The organism is Aeromonas sp. 602200, assembly GCF_049173895.1.
GTDB lineage: Bacteria > Pseudomonadota > Gammaproteobacteria > Enterobacterales > Aeromonadaceae > Aeromonas > Aeromonas veronii_A.
Genome location: NZ_JAAKSL010000015.1, coordinates 115,904 through 131,170 on the forward strand (window position 1 = coordinate 115,904; position 15,267 = coordinate 131,170).

Below are 15,267 nucleotides of genomic sequence, written 5' to 3' on the forward strand. Positions count from 1 at the left end.
CAGCGGCTTGCCCCTGCCCGCATGGCTGAAAAGCGAGGAGACAAAGCCTCCTGCATAAAGAGAGTGTCACGCCTGCCAGATCGGCAGCACGTGGGCTAGACCCCCAGGGTGGCACCGCCATCGACCACCAGATCCTGCAGGGTGATATGGCTGGCCGCATCGGAGGCGAGAAACAGCACGCAGGCAGCCACCTCGTCGGGGGTCCCAAGTTTGCCAAGGGGGATCCCAAGCTTGAACTGCCCGGGCAGGCCCGCGATGGTGCGCAGCTCCCCTTCACGCTGTTCCCCCTCCTGCCACATGCCGTACAACATCGGGGTACGGGTCGAGCCCGGCGACACCAGATTGCAGCGCACGCCGTAGGGGGCGAGTTCCAGCCCTGCCGTTTGGGTCAGGCTGGTTAGCGCCGCCTTGGAGGCACCATAGATGCCCATACCCACTCGCGGCACCCGACCGGCATTGGAGGAGACATTGACGATGGATCCCCTGCGCCGCCCCTGAAACCAGGGGGTCAGGGCCCGCATCAGGTAGAAGGGGGCGAAAGTGTTGATGGCGAAGGTGCGCTGCAAGAGGGCGTCATCCACCTCATCGAGCCTGCCGGTCGCCAGTACGCCAGCGACATTGACCAGCACATCGGGCCCCAGCCCCTCGTCCAGCAGCTGTTCGCAGCAGCGGGTCACGGCCTCGCTGTCGCTGACATCGATCACCACTCCCTTCACGTTGCCGGGCAGCGCCTCGGCCAGTTGCAGATCGAGCGCCACCACGCTGGCCCCCGCCTCGGCAAAGGTGCGCGCCACCGTATGGCCAATTCCCTGCGCCGCACCAGTCACCCAGACGGTTCTGCCTTGCCACTCGCTCATGGGATGCACTCCGGTTCGCTGACGTGATCTTCGTTGACCTGATAAGCCGTGTCCTGACTGACATTCAGCTGACGGGAGAGGAGCGCCCACCAGTGAGCTAGGGTCGGCGTGCGGGCCAGCTCGGCCAGCTCCACCACCAGCCTCTGCTGACGCCACTCTTCCACCAGCCCCATCACCGCCAGCGAGTCGAGACCATAGTCGAGCAGGTTGTCATCCTCGGTGGGCTGCTCCTGCTGCATCTCGGCGGGCAGCCGTGCCAACACCTGAGCACGTAGTGACTCGCGAGTCAGAGTGCGTTTGCTGGCCGCCATCACCTCGGCCACGGTAATCACCCGACCGGCATTGCGGCTGACGTAGGAGAGCGCCAGCAGATGATCCTCGCGGGAGAAGTCGGCGATGGCATCTGCCACCAGGAAAGGGCGGATGTCGCGCATAAAGGCATCGACCGCTGTCTGCATTACCCCGATATGGCCGTAGATGCCGCAGATCACCAGCTGATCCCGCCCCCATTGGGCCATCAGCTCTGCCAGTGGAGAGCGGCAAAAAGCGCTGTAGCGCCACTTGGTCAACACCGTATCCTGCGGCTCGGGTGCCAGCGCCGGAACGATGGGTTGACGCTCCGGCGCTCGGGTCAACCCCGGCCCCCACATGTCGTTGAGCAGCGCCCGATCGGCCTGACTCTGCTCGGCGGGCTGGGCGGTATAGACCACCGGCATGCCAAGAATACGCGCCTGACGGATCAGGGTGGCGATATGGTCGATGACCTGATTGATCAGCGGATTGCCCGGCCCGTAGAAGTCGACGAAATAGTGCTGCATATCGTGGACCAGCAAGGCGGCGCGGCCCGGTTCGAAGGGCCAGTTCACCCGCCCGCTGGGCAGCTCCTCGGCGGTAGGCAGCGGATAGGCGGCGAGGGATTGAATGGTCATGCACACTCCTTGGCGAGCTGCTCGCGCAGCCTCTGTTTGTCTATCTTGCCGACCGGGGTGTGGGGCAGTTTATCCACCAGCACCAGGCGATCGGGTAGTTTGTAATCGGCCACCCCCTGCTCGCGCAGGAAACGGCGCAAGCGGGGCAGATTGAGGGGCTCGCGGCACATCAGAAAGGCGCAGCTGCGCTCCCCGAGCATGGGATCCGGCATGGCGACCAGTGCCGCCTGCCGCACTTCCGGGTGGGTCAGCAACAGCTCTTCAATCTCGAGGGCGTCGATCTTCTCTCCGCCCCGGTTGATCTGATCCTTGTTGCGTCCCACCACCATCAGATGGCCACCGGGCAAGCGGCAGACCAGATCGCCGGTGCAGTAGAAACCGTCCCGGTCGAAGGCACGCTGATTGTGGGCATCAGCCTTGAAGTAGCCGCGAAAGGTGTAGGGGCCACGCGTCCAGAGCTCGCCGCACTCGCCATCGGGCAAGGGGCGCCCGTCGCTGCCTCGCACCTCCACCTCGTCACCCGGGCTCATTGGACGGCCCTGGGTATTGACGATGTGCCACTGGTCATCCTCGATGCGGGTGTAGTTGACCAGCCCCTCGGCCATGCCGAACACCTGCTGCAAGCGGCAGCCGAGGCGGCTCGCCACCGCCTCGGCATGAGCCTGGCTGAGGCGCGCACCGCCCACCTGCACACACTCCAGAGAGGTCTGCGAATAGTGGCTGGCCGCCTCCAGCCAGAGCGCCAGAGCCGGTGGCACCAATGCCGCCCAGTTGACCTGATGGCGCTGCACCAGCGGCAGACAGGTTGCTGCGGAAGGATCCTTTGCCAGCACCACGCAGCCACCGGCATAAAACACCCCGAGTGCGCCGGGGGAGCTCAGGGGAAAATTGTGGGGCGCAGGCAGGGCACAGAGATAGATCACCCGCTCATCCCAGCCGCACACCGCTACGCTCTGGCACACGCTGTAGCCATAGTCATCGTGGGTACGGGGGATCAGTTTGGGGGTGCTGGTGCTGCCGCCGGAGAGCTGGAAAAAAGCGACTTGATCGGCCGGGGTTGGTGTAGGCGCTGTGGCCACCTGCACAAAACCATCAGCACAGGCCATGGTTTCAGACTGACGCCATGCAAATCCTGACTGAAGATCGGAGCCTTCTGCCTGCTCGAACAGCAGTGTCTGGCAGGAAGGAGATACCAGCTCATCAAGGGCCACGAGGCTTCCCGCTTCACCGGCAAAGCCGGGGTGAGAGGGGCTTAGTACCAGCAAGGCGGGCTCAATCTGGCGGGCAAAGGCCACCAGCTCGCGCCGCTGATGGCTGTAGAGGGCATGCACCGCCACTACGCCGCAGCGGATCAGGGCAAACCAGCAGATATAGAACTCGGCGCAGTTGGGCAACTGCACCAGTGCGGTATCGCCATGACCCAGCCCGCGCGCTGCCAGCCGCACCGCCAGCGCATCGACCTCACGCTTTAACTGGCCATAACTGAGAGTGCGTTCCCCGCAGATCAGGGCCGTGCGCTCGGGATAACGTTCGGCAGAGTCATCGAGCAGGGCGGTGAGCGGTTGTCCGCGCCACCAACCTTGTGCTCTGTAGTGGGCCGCCAGCTCGGCGGGCCAGGGGGTAAAGGGCACCAGTGGCTTCATGCAGTTACCTCCGGCTCCCGGCTCTCGAGACCAAACGCCCGCAGCATGGTGCCGAGCTTGGCGGCGGTCTCTTGCCACTCCGCTTCCGGCGAAGAGCCCACCACCACCCCGGCGCCGGCATAGAGTCGCAGCTGTCTGCCGGCAAGCACGCCACAGCGAATAGTGACTACCCACTCGCCATTGCCGTCGGCATCCATCCAACCAACGGCGCCGCAGTAGAAGCGGCGATCGTACCCCTCAAGCCGGGCGATGGCCTGACGCGCTGCCGAGAGCGGCGTGCCGCACACCGCGGGTGTCGGGTGCAGTGCCAGCGCCAGAGCCAGCACGGGAGAGGGCTCATGGAGCCGTCCGGCGATGCGGGTCGAGAGGTGCCACATGGTAGGGGTCGCGATCACCTGCGGCTCCAGAGGGACGTCCAGCTCGCGGCAGAAGGGAGCGAGGGCGGCGGCGACCGCATCGGCCACCAGCGCATGTTCATAGCGATCCTTCTGCGCCCCCAGCAGGTCGGCACTGGCCGCCTGTTGATCGGAAAAAGCGTGGCGCGGACGGGAACCCGCCAGCGGATTGCTCACCACCGCCATCTCGCTGCGCGATACCAGCAGCTCGGGGCTCGCACCAAGCAGGGTCTCCCCATCCGGCAGCGGGATCTGGAACACATAGGCGCCCGGATTCTGGGCCAACAGAGAGCCAAAGGCGTGTGCGGGGGAGGTCTGCTCTGCGCTCTGCACATCGATGGCGCGCGACAGCACCACCTTCTCGAGCTGCCCCTCGCTGAACTGCTGCAACGCTGCCCGCACTGCCCCCTGATAGTGGGCAGAGCCGGTCACTTCACTCACCTCGCCATGGAGCTGGCAACAGCTGGCGGGCAACAGCGCATCCCTTGCGACCCACTGCGATTGCGCCGGGATCACCAGATGCCAGGGGGATTGGGTATCAAACGGAATGGCGCCGATGGCGATGGGATTGACCATCCCCTGCTGGCGCAACCGACGCAGATGGGCGAGCAGCTTCTCCGGTGGGATGCCGGTAAAACTGTCGTGGATACCGGAGGCGACCAGTACCCTGTCACCGCTGGCAAAACAGCACACTTTATCCAGCCCGACCGCTGTGGCGGGCCACTCTCCTTCCAGTGCATGGTCACACATGACGGTGCTACTCCTTGGAATGAATCACTGCCTGATACGACTTAATGTGAGTCATTTGACTCACCAGATATCAGGGTGAACGGCATCCTAACAAGGAGCGAAAAAATGATCAATACAAATGAGAATCAATTTCATTAACTTCTTTTTAGTCAAAAGAGAGTGACGAACGAAACTGAGCTTCGCCGATAAAAAAGAGTTGCGATCGGAGCAAATTCAATTTGATAATGATAACGCTTATCATTTGTATATTATGGAAGATGTAAATAATGAAATCCTCAACCTCCCGTTTTATTGCTCCCAGCCTGCTGGCCACCACCATCGTCACTCTGCTGACCCAGCAAGCGATCGCCGCCAGCAACGCCCCTCAAGCCGATGAGGTGATCACCGTCACCACCACGGCGCACAATACCCGCTCGGCACCAGCTTCTATCTCTGTCATCACGGCCGAACAGATCGCCGCCGCGCCCGTCAATGATCTTGCCGACCTGCTGCGCCATGAGGTGGGCATTCAGGCTGAAGCTGACACCAATGGCCGCAGCGATATCGGCATTCGCGGCATGTCCGGCAAGTACACCCTGGTGCTGGTGGATGGCAAACGCCTCTCCTCCTCCAATGCCCTGTGGCGCGGCGGCAACTTCGACAACACCCCGGTGCCCCTTGGCATGATCCAGCGGGTCGAGGTGATCCGTGGCCCCATGTCGGCACTTTACGGCTCCGATGCCATCGGGGGTGTCATCAACATCATCACCAAGCAGCCGGGCAAAACCTGGCAAGGGGCAGCCGATGCCGACTTCAAAGCCATTGAAGGCAAGGATGGCGGCGATCAGCACAGAACCAACCTGGGCTTTACCGGCCCGCTGAGCGACAACCTGCTGATCCGGATGAATGGCGAAGTGTACGATCGTCAGGCCTGGACTCCGCCCGAAGCAGCCGATGGCATCCCCCTTATCGAAGCCAAACAGACCCGTAACTTTGCCTCCACCCTGAGCTGGCTGGTTGATGAGCAGCAACGCTTCGAGCTGGATTACCTCTATAACCAGGATGAGCGGCCTCTCGATATCTTCCGCAAAACCGGCAACAAGGTGCACAGCCGCCAGCAGCAAAACGATCGCAACCTGTTTGGTCTGACCCACAAGGGGAACTGGAGCTGGGGTGACACCACCGTCATGGCCAACTACGAGACCTCCCAGATCGACGACTTCAACACCAGCTACTCTGCCCCGCAGCAACGGGAGCTGGAAGAGAACACCTTGACTCTCAAGGGCTATACCAACCTGGCGCTGGCCAACCACTACCTGACCCTGGGTGGTGAATATCTGGATCGGGAGCTGGTGGATGCGGTGAGCTACAAGGATATCGGCGGCAAAGAAAGTCACTCCCAGGAGGCGCTGTTCGCTCAGGACGAAATTGGCCTGACCGACAGCCTGACCTTCACGCTGGGCGGCCGTTACGATCACCACGAGATCTACGGCAGCCACTTCACCCCGCGCGGCTATCTGGTCTATGAGATGAACGATGTGGTGACAGTGAAAGGCGGTGTCAGCCAGGCCTTCAAGGCACCGGCGCCGCACCAGTACTCCAACGGTTACAGCATCGAGAGCTGCGGCGGCAGCTGCCGCATCTATGGCAGCGACAAGGTCAAGCCGGAAACCAGCACCAACTACGAGCTGGGTGTCATCGCAGGAGAAGGGATCTGGGAAACCAGCGCCACCCTCTTCTACTCCGACATCGACGACATGCTCACCTTCAAGCAGTTGCCGAACTCCACTGACCGCACCTGGTACAACCTGGAGAAAGCCACCACCAAGGGGCTGGAGCTGACCGGCAAGCTCGATCTGACCGACGATATCAACCTCGGCGCCAACTACACCTACCTCAAGGCGGAAGGCGATCAGGGTCAGGCTCTGCCCGAGCGGCCGGAGCACAAGGCCAATGCCAAGATCACCTGGCAGGCCACCGAGCGGGTCAATGCCTTTGTCGGCACCACCTACACCGGCACCCAGTTTGCCGAGCAGACCGTCAACAAGGTTGTCGTACTGCACAAGCTGCCCAGCTATCAGACCTTCGATCTCGGCACCGGCTTCAAGGTCACCGAGAACTTTGACCTGCGACTGGGGGTCAACAACCTGACCGACGTGCGCCTGCAAGAGAAAGATACTGTCTTCCAGAACGTCGAACCGGGTCGCAGCTACTACGTCAGCGGCTCAGCACGCTTCTAAGGTAGCCAAGGCCGTTATAACAGAGCGCGGGCCCATGTCCGCGCTCTGTTAACCAAGAGAATAAGGGGAAGATCCCCACTGGACAGCAAAGAGCATGCAGATTTCCATTTTCATCAGGATCGCTCATGTTCACCTCACTTCTGAATGCTTCACCCCTTGCCACCCTGCCCACCCCTGACGAGATGTTAAAGGCCAGACCCTGTCCGGCACGGCTCGCTCGCCAGATCGCACGCAGCCGACAGCAAGCCCGCCATATTCTGCAGGGAGAGGATGATCGCCTGCTGCTGGTGATCGGCCCCTGCTCCATTCACGATCCGGCAGCCGCCCGCGACTATGGTGGCCGGCTGGCTGAACTGCAGGGCCAATACGGGGAGCAGCTGCAACTGGTGATGCGCACCTATTTCGAAAAGCCGCGCACGACCCTCGGCTGGAAAGGATTTATCTTCGATCCCGACCTCGATGGCAGCGATCGGCTGGAAAAGGGCCTATCCCTGGCCCGAGAGTTACTTCTGGCCCTTGGACAGGAAGGGCTCGCCTGTGCCACCGAATTTCTCGATCTCACCAGCATGCTCTATCTGGGGGATCTCATCAGCTGGGGTGCCATCGGTGCCCGTACCACCGAATCCCAGCTCCACCGTCAGCTGGCCTCGGCCCTTCCCTGCCCCATCGGTTATAAAAACGGCACCGATGGCAATATCCGGATCGCGGTCGAGGCGATCCTCGCCAGCCGGGCAGCCCACCTCTATACCCAGCCTTCCGGTGATGGCCAGCTGGCACTGGTGCGCAGTCATGGCAACCCCGACTGCCACCTGATCCTGCGCGGTGGCCAACAGCCCAACTATCAGAGCTGTCATGTTGCAGAGGCTGGCGACTTGCTGCGCCAGCATCATCTGTCACCCCGGCTGATGATCGATTGCAGCCACGGCAACAGCCAGAAGCAGCATGCCCGCCAGCTGCTGGTTGCCCGAGATATCGCCGACCAGCTTGGCGCTGGTAGCCATGCCATCGCCGCCATCATGGTGGAAAGTTTTATCTGCGAAGGGCGTCAGGAGATTGGCAGCAAACCGCTGCGCTACGGCCAGTCGATCACCGATAGCTGCATCGGATGGGAACAGACAAGGCAACTGCTCGATATGGTGGCAGAAGGAGTGGAGGCGCGCCGTCAGCAGCGGGTCGCCCTGGCGGGATAAATGGCGGGTTAGAGAGATAACGCAGAAAAGAGTGTGGCCCCGATGGGGCCACCTTGTTGTTCACTGTTTGACGCACATCAGGCGACTGACTCCCGCTCCACCAGCTGGGCTTCAAACTTGAGCGCCAGGCCGTCCACCGGCTTGTGATCGAGCAGGCGCAGCGCCAACTCGGCTGCACGGCTGCCCATCTCCTCGATGGGGTAGCGCACCGTGGTGAGCTTGGGATAGATGTAGCGGGCGTAAGGGATATCGTCGAACCCCACCACCGACACCTGCTGCGGGATCTTGTAACCCCGCTCCAGCAGGCAAGAGATCGCCCCCGCCACCATGCCGTCGTTGAAACCGAGCACGGCAGTGAACTCGACACCGCGCGCCAGCAGTTCACTCATCGCCACATAGCCGCCATTTTCGTCGGCAAAGGCGCGGCTGACGAGTGCAGGATCAAAGGCGATCCCGGCTCTGGCCAGGGTCTGGGTGTAACCGGCCATCCGCTGCTGACCATCGACAAACTCTTCATCATCGGAGGTGATAAAGGCGATGTTGCGATGACCGGCATCCAGCAAGTGCTGGCACGCGGTGGTGATCCCCGCCTGGTTATCGAGCCAGACGCAGCGATCCTCAAAGCCCGGCACCTGACGGTTGATAAACACGATGGGAGTAGAGCCTGCCGCCAGCTCGCTCAGCTCCTCGTCCGGGAGCGCCTTGCTGTGGAGGATCAGCGCATCGCACTGGCGCTGCAGCAGCGCCTGAATGGCATGACGCTCGCGCGCGATATCGTGGTTGCCAGACATGACGATGGTGAACTTGTTGGCCTGATCGACCATGGTCTCGATGCCACGCATCATCTGGGCAAAGAAGGGGCCGCCGCAGAGGTCGCCAACCAGCACGCCAATGCAGTTGGAACGCTTGCTGACCAGTGCCTGGGCAAAACTGTTGGGTCGAAAATTCAGTTCCTTCATGGCCGCCATTACGGCCTCACGCTTTTCCGGTGCTACCTGTGCCGTGTTGTTGATAACCCGCGACACGGTGGAGATAGACACATTTGCCAGCTGAGAAACGTCTTTAATCGTTGCCACTATCCATTCCTTTATTGTGGGGGAACCTGTCGATGCCGACGCCCGAGTATACCCTGCGGCCTGATGCAATTCCCGGAGCCAGGTCACCAGGCATGTTTCCTTTGGTAACAAAACCTTACCCGATGATACCTGGCAGCAGGGAAATTTGAAAACAGGGGCCGGCTGGCGGCCCCCGACTCAATAGGCGTGATTGAGCTCCCGCTCTGACATGAAGCGCAGCGGCTGCTGCAGCTTGTGCTGATAAATGAGATCGAACGACAACACGTTTTGTACGTAGTTGCGGGTCTCCTTGTAGGGAATGCTCTCGACCCACACGTCCATCGGCTTGTTGTCACTCTGCTCTCGCCAGCGTTTTACCCGTCCCGGCCCGGCGTTGTAGGCTGCGGCCGCCAAGATCCGGTTGCCATCATAGACATCCATCAAGCGCTTGAGATAGGCACTCCCCAGACGAATATTCATCGTCGGATCAAACAGTTGCTGCTCGTTGCGATAGGGCACCCCCAGCTTGCCGGCAGTCTCTTTGGCAGTAGCAGGCATCAGCTGCATCAGACCGCGCGCCCCCACCGGCGACTGGGCCAGCGGATAGAGGGCACTCTCCTGACGGGAAATGGCATAGAGCAAACTGGTGTTCATAGTGCGCTCTTGCGCCATCTGGGAGAAGGTGCGCTTGAGCGGCAGCGGGAAGCGCAGGTCGAGGGCATCCCACGCTTCGGCGCGAATGCTGGCGAGAATGGCCAGCTCGTGCCAGCCCTGATTGAGGGCGATATGACCAAACTCGATGCGCTGGGCCACCGGATTGCGATCCATGTTGTGGATCCACTCCGAGCGGGCCGCCGCAATCTCGTTCATCGACAGCAGCTCCCGCACCCGCAACAGGAAGGGCCAGCGCTGACTGGCCGTGCGCCAGTCCGGTACATGCTTGACGCTCTGGTTCTTGATGCGATAGGGCACGCCGGTGCGCTGGGCGGCCATAAAGCCGTAGAAACCGCGCAGGTTGGCGGTCTCCAGATAGAGATCCCGCGCCGGTTTTTGCTGCCCCTGCACTTCAAGGGAGCGCGCCATCCAGTAGCGCCAGCGATCCTCTTTCTGACGGGCCATCGGCATCATCTTCACCCAGCCGGAGAGGCCACGCCAATCCTGCTCCCAGATGGCCAGTCGCGCCCGCAGCTCGGTAATGTCGGGATCCGCCAGCTTTTTCACCGTGCTGTCGACCCAGCTACGCTGGGCAATGGAGCGATCCAGCAGCAGGCGGCGGGCAATGGCACGTTCTACCGGTTTCACCTCGGCCTGGGTCAGGTCGAAACGGCTGCGAAACAGCGCAAGCTGGCGCAGCACCGACTCCGGCTCCTGATTGGCATAGCGGGTCAAACCGAGGGAGAGCAGCTTGCGGGAATAAGGATTGCTGCTGAAATAGGCCGGGTTCATCGCCTTGGCAGGCTGCTCGAACAGGGTCACCATCTGATCGCCATAGCTTTGCAAGCCGCTACCCAGGGTTGCGCCAAGGTGGCGGATCAGGTTGGGGTTTTCCGCCTCGAACGCCAGCGTCATCCGCTGCCAGATCTTCTCCTGGGTTCGCTGACCGGATGCCTGCCACAGCTGGAACAGCGGGGAGCAGGCATCGGGACGGGATTGACCGCTCATCCAGATCTTGCCCGCCCCCTGCAACGCCTCTTTCGGCTTGCCGGTGTAATAGAGCGCCTGATAGTGCATGCAGAGCAGGTCGGTGGAGCTCGGCTTGGCCGGATAGAAGCGCAGGAACTGCGACCACTGCTGGCTCTGGGCCAGATAGGTCAGATAGCTGCGCTCCAGTCGGTTGGACTGGGGGGTATCCCCATGCTGGCGGATAAAGCGGGTCACATCGTTGTAATCCGCCGCCCCTGGACGAAAGGCGAGCTGATAGTAGTCGAGGTAAGGGAGCAGGGGGTAATGGGTCAAACGGGCACGAATTTGCTGGAAACGGGCCTGATCATTGGCCCGTACGGCGTCATACGCCTGACGGTAGAGCGTCTGGTCGGCAGTCTGCGCCATCAGGGTCGGCACAAACAGCGCCGACAAAACAATTCCCCATACAGCTTTCACTGAACATCTCCATTGAGGGCAATACACCGCCCGGTGGCGGTGGGTCTACTGCCTCTCATTCTACCCGTTGCCGGGCAGCGCTACAGCGGGGAGCAGGGACTATTTTTCTGACTCGCTCAGCTGCATTTCACGCAGTTGCTCCGGTCTGGTCAGCCGCTGTATATATTTCTCCAGATAGGGCACCGGCAGCGGCTTGGAAGCGAGATAGCCCTGATAGAAACTGCACCCCTGCGCCTTGAGAAACTCCAGTTGCTGACGGGACTCCACCCCTTCCGCCGTGACGTTGAACCCCATATGTCGCGCCATGGCGATCACCGCCTCGACGATGGCCATGTTGTCGCCATCTTTCGGGATGTCCTGAATGAAGGAGCGGTCGATCTTGAGCTCATCGGCAGGCAGCCGCTTGAGGTAGCTCAGAGAGGAGTAACCGGCGCCAAAATCGTCGATGGCAAAGCTGATGCCGAGCTCCTTGAGCTCGGTCATCTTGCTGATGGTGTCCTCGGCATGACCCAGCACCACGGACTCGGTGATCTCCAGATTGAGGCAGGCCGGATCCATGCCGGTTTGCGCCAACACATCGTGGATCCGCTCGACAAAATCGGTGGCATGGAACTGCTTGGCACTGACGTTGACCGAGATCTGCGGAATGTGGATGCCGTTCTCCTCCCACAGCACATACTGGGCGCACGCCTCGTGCAGTACCCAGTTGCCGATATCGACAATCAGGTCCGTCTCCTCGGCAATGGGAATAAACTCGGCCGGCGAGACCAGCGAGCGACCGGCCGGCTGCCAGCGAATGAGCGCCTCGACACCGATGATATCGCCGCCATCGACCATATGCTGGGGCTGATAGTAGAGAGTCAGCTCTTGCTGGCTGAGGGCGTTACGCAATTCGTTGTGAATAAGCAGACGGCGATCCGCCTGCTGCTGCATCGAGGCATCGAAGAAGCGACGGGTCTTGCGGCCAGCGGACTTGGCCTGATACATGGCGGTATCCGCCTGCTTGAGCAGATCATCGACCCCCTGCTCCCGATCCGGAAACAGGGTAATGCCGACACTGGCGCCGATGTGCAGCACCTGCCCCACATAGGTATAAGGAGCGGCAATCTCGGTGATAAGCCGTTCGGCAATGATATCGGCCTGCATCTCCGCCTGGGGCGGGCTGGCCGAGAGCGATGGCAGCAGCAACACAAACTCGTCACCGCCGAGGCGGGCCAGGCAATCCCCCTGTCGCACCAGCCGTTTGAGACGGGCGGCGACCTCCTTGAGCAGCCAGTCACCGGTAGCGTGGCCGAGGGAGTCGTTGATGGTCTTGAAGTGATCGAGATCGATAAAGAGCAGAGCGCCAATCAAGCCATCGCGGGTCGCCTCGTTGAAGGTCTGCACCAGAGTCTCGTGGAGCTGACGGCGATTGGGCAATCCGGTCAGCTCGTCGTAATAGGCGAGATCCTGAATGCGTCGCTCGGCCGCCTTGCGCTCGGAGATATCCTCGAAGCAGATGACAAAGTGGCTGATCACCCCCTTCTCGTCCTGCACCGGCGTCACTATCTCCCACTGGGGATAGGTGTGACCATCGACATGGCGACGCTGGGTCTCCCCCTGCCAGCGGCTGAGGGTATTGAGCTCGTAGCCGAGCCCGCCCAGATTGGGCCAGAGATCCTCTTCCAGATGCAGGCCCAGCACCGACTGGCTGTCAAAGCCGGTGATCTGGCTGAAGGCGTTGTTGACCCGCAGGATCTTGAACCCCGGATCCGTAATGATGATCCCCTCATGGGTCTCAAACGCCACGGCAGAGAGTCGCATCTGGGCATCGGATTGCAATCGCTCCAGCTCGGCCACCATCCGTACCGAGAAGGTATTGAGCACCGAGGTGAGATTGCTGGTATCTGCCGGAGCCGAATAGAGTAGCGCCAGATGACCGAGCAACTGGCCTCTGGCATCAAATAGCGGCTGACCGTAGTAAGTCTGCCCGGCCGCCAGCCAGGGTTGATACTCCTGCGACTCGTCGATCACCTCGAAACAGATGGCCCCTTGCTTGTAGAGCTCCTGACAGGGGGAGCCCGCCAGCGGATAGTCCTTCTGCGCCAGCCCGTCGGCGGCCAGCACTTTGACCCGGTCGGCACCGCACAACTCCCCCACCCAGACCGCATCCACCTTGAGGATATGGGCCAGCTGGCTGACCAGGGTATTGAAGAAATCGAGCCCGGTGCGGGCAGAGAGCGCCTGCGCCAACTGGGTAAGCAGGGTGGTTTGCAGCAACGGCAATGAGAGATTGAGGGAGGATACTGCACTGTTAGCGGTATCAAGAGGGGCCAGCCAGCCACAGCAGATCTGCTGGGTGGGCACAAACTGGCCGCTCCAGAGCACATGGTTGAGCTGCCCCTGATCATCTTTCAGATGACCGATGAACTGTTCAGGCAGATGTGATTCATGAAGCCGGACGAGAAAGTCGGCAAAGCCAGCCTCATCTTCCGGTAACAAGCGAGCGGCCCAGGGATGATTGCCCTCCCCTTGCCACTGCTGGTAGGCCCCCAGATCAGAGAGACTCCACTGATCATGTTGCCGATCGAAAAACCACATGACTTGCGTGGCCTGCTGCTTCATTTACCACTCCAACACAACAACCAACCACGTTTGATGTCCAATCAGGCATAGCAACGCCCCCTGCATCCGCTCATCAGATCAGAGGTTGCGAGGGAAGAGTACAAACATGCGATATCAAGCAGTGGAAACCGGACATGAGGTCGACACGAAGTGCTGCCAAGAAGGGACAGAAACGATCCTATTCCCGTCATACTGCCTGCCAGTTTCATGGAGCTCAAGCTGTTTTTGGCACGAAACCGGAAAAGATCACAATTTATAAGTTGCTGAATAGCCAAGGGAAGGTTATGTGACATAGATCACATTTCAATCTTTACCAATGAGTAATCTGAAGGTGAAGACACAAGCGAGACGACCCGAAGGGGGCCAATATGAAAATCGAAATTACCAGCAAAATCATCGACATCACCCCGGCTATCCGCGAGCGCATCGAATCCCGTTTTGAAAAGCTCGAACGTCTTCAGGTGCCTCTCATCACACCCCATGTGATTGTTTCCAAAGAGCGTCTGATGTTCACTGTCGAAGCCAGTGCTGGCATCCCCAACGGCAAACTGTTTGCCCAGGCAGAGCATGAGGATCTCTACGCCGCCATCAACGAACTGGGGCAAAAACTGGAGCGCCAACTCAACCGTCACACCGAAAAGCCGATTGCCCGTCGTGCCAACGCAGCGCTCAAAGAGCAGCCGCAACCGGATGAAGCTGACGCTTGATAGCATGCCGCAAGGCTAAAATTCTAAAGAGCATAAAGGCGGGGTCACCCGCCTTTTTGTTGCCTATGATTTGCCGACAAGCATCGCGTTACACCAGTGAACAGGCGCCATCAACTGAGCCAGTGCAACCGGGTATCCACCCCCTGTTGCAAACGGTCGAGGATCGGCAACAGTACCAGCGGATCCTCCTGGCGTGGCATATCGGCCAGCTTTCCTTGCAACCGCTCCCGCGCCAGCGGTGACAGGTTGTCGTAGACAGCCTCATCCAGCAGCGGTTGTTTGACCGCCAGCGGCGGTGTTTGCAGCGCCAGCCAGAGCCGCACATCCACCATGCTTCCCCCCTGCTGCAGCCGCTCATTGATGGCACTGCAGTCACTCCCCGCCCCTTCAGCCACCAGCACCTCTGCCGGTCTCAGCGCAAAGTGCAGACGCCAGTCACGGCTCTGGGGAGTGGCCACCGGTTTGGCATCAAACCAGGGCTGCTCCTCCACCGCGTCGGTCAGCAGGGCCAGATGCAACCGGAAATCCGCCCGATCCCCATGCTGCAGGTCACGGTTGAGGCGCTGCCCCAACTGGCCCTCATCAACGAGCAGGTGATTACGGATTGAACTGGGCAGCATGAGATAACTCTCGAAAATGGCGATTTCACTGGTTATCGGCCACAAATCCAATTCTTTTAATGGAAAAATCCTGCTTGGGGGTTCACAAAACCGGAAGATCTGTTAGTATGCGCCTCGCACTTGTGGAGGGGTTCCCGAGCGGCCAAAGGGATCAGACTGTAAATCTGACGGCTCTGCCTTCGAAGGTTCGAATCCTTC

At 60.6% G+C, this 15,267-nt stretch carries 11 protein-coding genes; 3 read left to right on the plus strand and 8 right to left on the minus strand.

Annotation, left to right across the window (positions count from 1 at the left end):
* Window positions 1–95: 95 nt before the first annotated feature.
* The 4 genes from dhbA to G5221_RS16795 are packed head-to-tail and all read right to left on the minus strand — an operon-like array spanning window position 96 to window position 4,574.
* A complete protein-coding gene (gene dhbA / locus G5221_RS16780) occupies window positions 96–857 on the minus strand; it encodes a 2,3-dihydro-2,3-dihydroxybenzoate dehydrogenase (RefSeq protein ID WP_421263602.1) in 762 nt (253 codons plus the stop codon).
* Window positions 854–1,786, minus strand: coding sequence for an isochorismatase family protein (locus tag G5221_RS16785; protein WP_421263603.1), 933 nt, complete (start codon window positions 1,784–1,786; stop codon window positions 854–856). The genes dhbA and G5221_RS16785 overlap by 4 nt, the downstream gene beginning before the upstream one ends.
* Window positions 1,783–3,429 (minus strand): (2,3-dihydroxybenzoyl)adenylate synthase, encoded by a 1,647-nt coding sequence (locus tag G5221_RS16790; protein WP_421263604.1) that lies wholly within the window; start codon window positions 3,427–3,429, stop codon window positions 1,783–1,785. The genes G5221_RS16785 and G5221_RS16790 overlap by 4 nt, the downstream gene beginning before the upstream one ends.
* On the minus strand, window positions 3,426–4,574 hold the full coding sequence (locus G5221_RS16795) for an isochorismate synthase (RefSeq protein ID WP_421263605.1): 1,149 nt from the start codon (window positions 4,572–4,574) through the stop codon (window positions 3,426–3,428). The genes G5221_RS16790 and G5221_RS16795 overlap by 4 nt, the downstream gene beginning before the upstream one ends.
* Window positions 4,575–4,840: 266 nt before the next feature.
* On the opposite strand from G5221_RS16795, the gene G5221_RS16800 reads away from it, so the two are divergent.
* Window positions 4,841–6,793 (plus strand): TonB-dependent receptor domain-containing protein, encoded by a 1,953-nt coding sequence (locus G5221_RS16800; protein ID WP_421263606.1) that lies wholly within the window; start codon window positions 4,841–4,843, stop codon window positions 6,791–6,793.
* 125 nt (window positions 6,794–6,918) lie between these two features.
* Window positions 6,919–7,983, plus strand: a complete 1,065-nt coding sequence (locus G5221_RS16805; protein WP_421263607.1) for a 3-deoxy-7-phosphoheptulonate synthase — start codon at window positions 6,919–6,921, stop codon at window positions 7,981–7,983.
* Window positions 7,984–8,060: 77 nt separating this feature from the next.
* Here the strand turns inward: G5221_RS16805 and G5221_RS16810 are convergent, their stop codons facing one another.
* From G5221_RS16810 to G5221_RS16820, 3 genes are all read right to left on the minus strand, one after another.
* Window positions 8,061–9,059, minus strand: a complete 999-nt coding sequence (locus tag G5221_RS16810; protein ID WP_421263608.1) for a LacI family DNA-binding transcriptional regulator — start codon at window positions 9,057–9,059, stop codon at window positions 8,061–8,063.
* Between the two features lie 177 nt (window positions 9,060–9,236).
* Window positions 9,237–11,138 (minus strand): transglycosylase SLT domain-containing protein, encoded by a 1,902-nt coding sequence (locus G5221_RS16815; protein WP_421263609.1) that lies wholly within the window; start codon window positions 11,136–11,138, stop codon window positions 9,237–9,239.
* Window positions 11,139–11,237: 99 nt separating this feature from the next.
* Window positions 11,238–13,742, minus strand: coding sequence for a putative bifunctional diguanylate cyclase/phosphodiesterase (locus G5221_RS16820; protein ID WP_421263610.1), 2,505 nt, complete (start codon window positions 13,740–13,742; stop codon window positions 11,238–11,240).
* A 368-nt stretch (window positions 13,743–14,110) separates the two neighbouring features.
* Here G5221_RS16820 and hpf point away from each other — a divergent pair, with 368 nt between their 5' ends.
* Window positions 14,111–14,449 carry a ribosome hibernation-promoting factor, HPF/YfiA family gene (gene hpf, locus G5221_RS16825; RefSeq protein WP_005334257.1) on the plus strand — a complete coding sequence of 113 codons (339 nt, stop codon included), beginning with the start codon at window positions 14,111–14,113 and terminating at the stop codon, window positions 14,447–14,449.
* A 110-nt stretch (window positions 14,450–14,559) separates the two neighbouring features.
* On the opposite strand, the gene G5221_RS16830 is transcribed toward hpf, so the two are convergent.
* Window positions 14,560–15,069 carry a VC2046/SO_2500 family protein gene (locus G5221_RS16830; RefSeq protein WP_265061165.1) on the minus strand — a complete coding sequence of 170 codons (510 nt, stop codon included), beginning with the start codon at window positions 15,067–15,069 and terminating at the stop codon, window positions 14,560–14,562.
* Window positions 15,070–15,267 lie beyond the last annotated feature (198 nt).

Coding starts and splice junctions, on each gene's coding strand:
- dhbA (WP_421263602.1), bottom strand. CDS start 857: ATGAGCGAGTGGCAAGGCAGAACCGTCTGGGTGACTGGTGCGGCGCAG.
- G5221_RS16785 (WP_421263603.1), bottom strand. CDS start 1,786: ATGACCATTCAATCCCTCGCCGCCTATCCGCTGCCTACCGCCGAGGAG.
- G5221_RS16790 (WP_421263604.1), bottom strand. CDS start 3,429: ATGAAGCCACTGGTGCCCTTTACCCCCTGGCCCGCCGAGCTGGCGGCC.
- G5221_RS16795 (WP_421263605.1), bottom strand. CDS start 4,574: ATGTGTGACCATGCACTGGAAGGAGAGTGGCCCGCCACAGCGGTCGGG.
- G5221_RS16800 (WP_421263606.1), top strand. CDS start 4,841: ATGAAATCCTCAACCTCCCGTTTTATTGCTCCCAGCCTGCTGGCCACC.
- G5221_RS16805 (WP_421263607.1), top strand. CDS start 6,919: ATGTTCACCTCACTTCTGAATGCTTCACCCCTTGCCACCCTGCCCACC.
- G5221_RS16820 (WP_421263610.1), bottom strand. CDS start 13,742: ATGAAGCAGCAGGCCACGCAAGTCATGTGGTTTTTCGATCGGCAACAT.
- hpf (WP_005334257.1), top strand. CDS start 14,111: ATGAAAATCGAAATTACCAGCAAAATCATCGACATCACCCCGGCTATC.
- G5221_RS16830 (WP_265061165.1), bottom strand. CDS start 15,069: ATGCTGCCCAGTTCAATCCGTAATCACCTGCTCGTTGATGAGGGCCAG.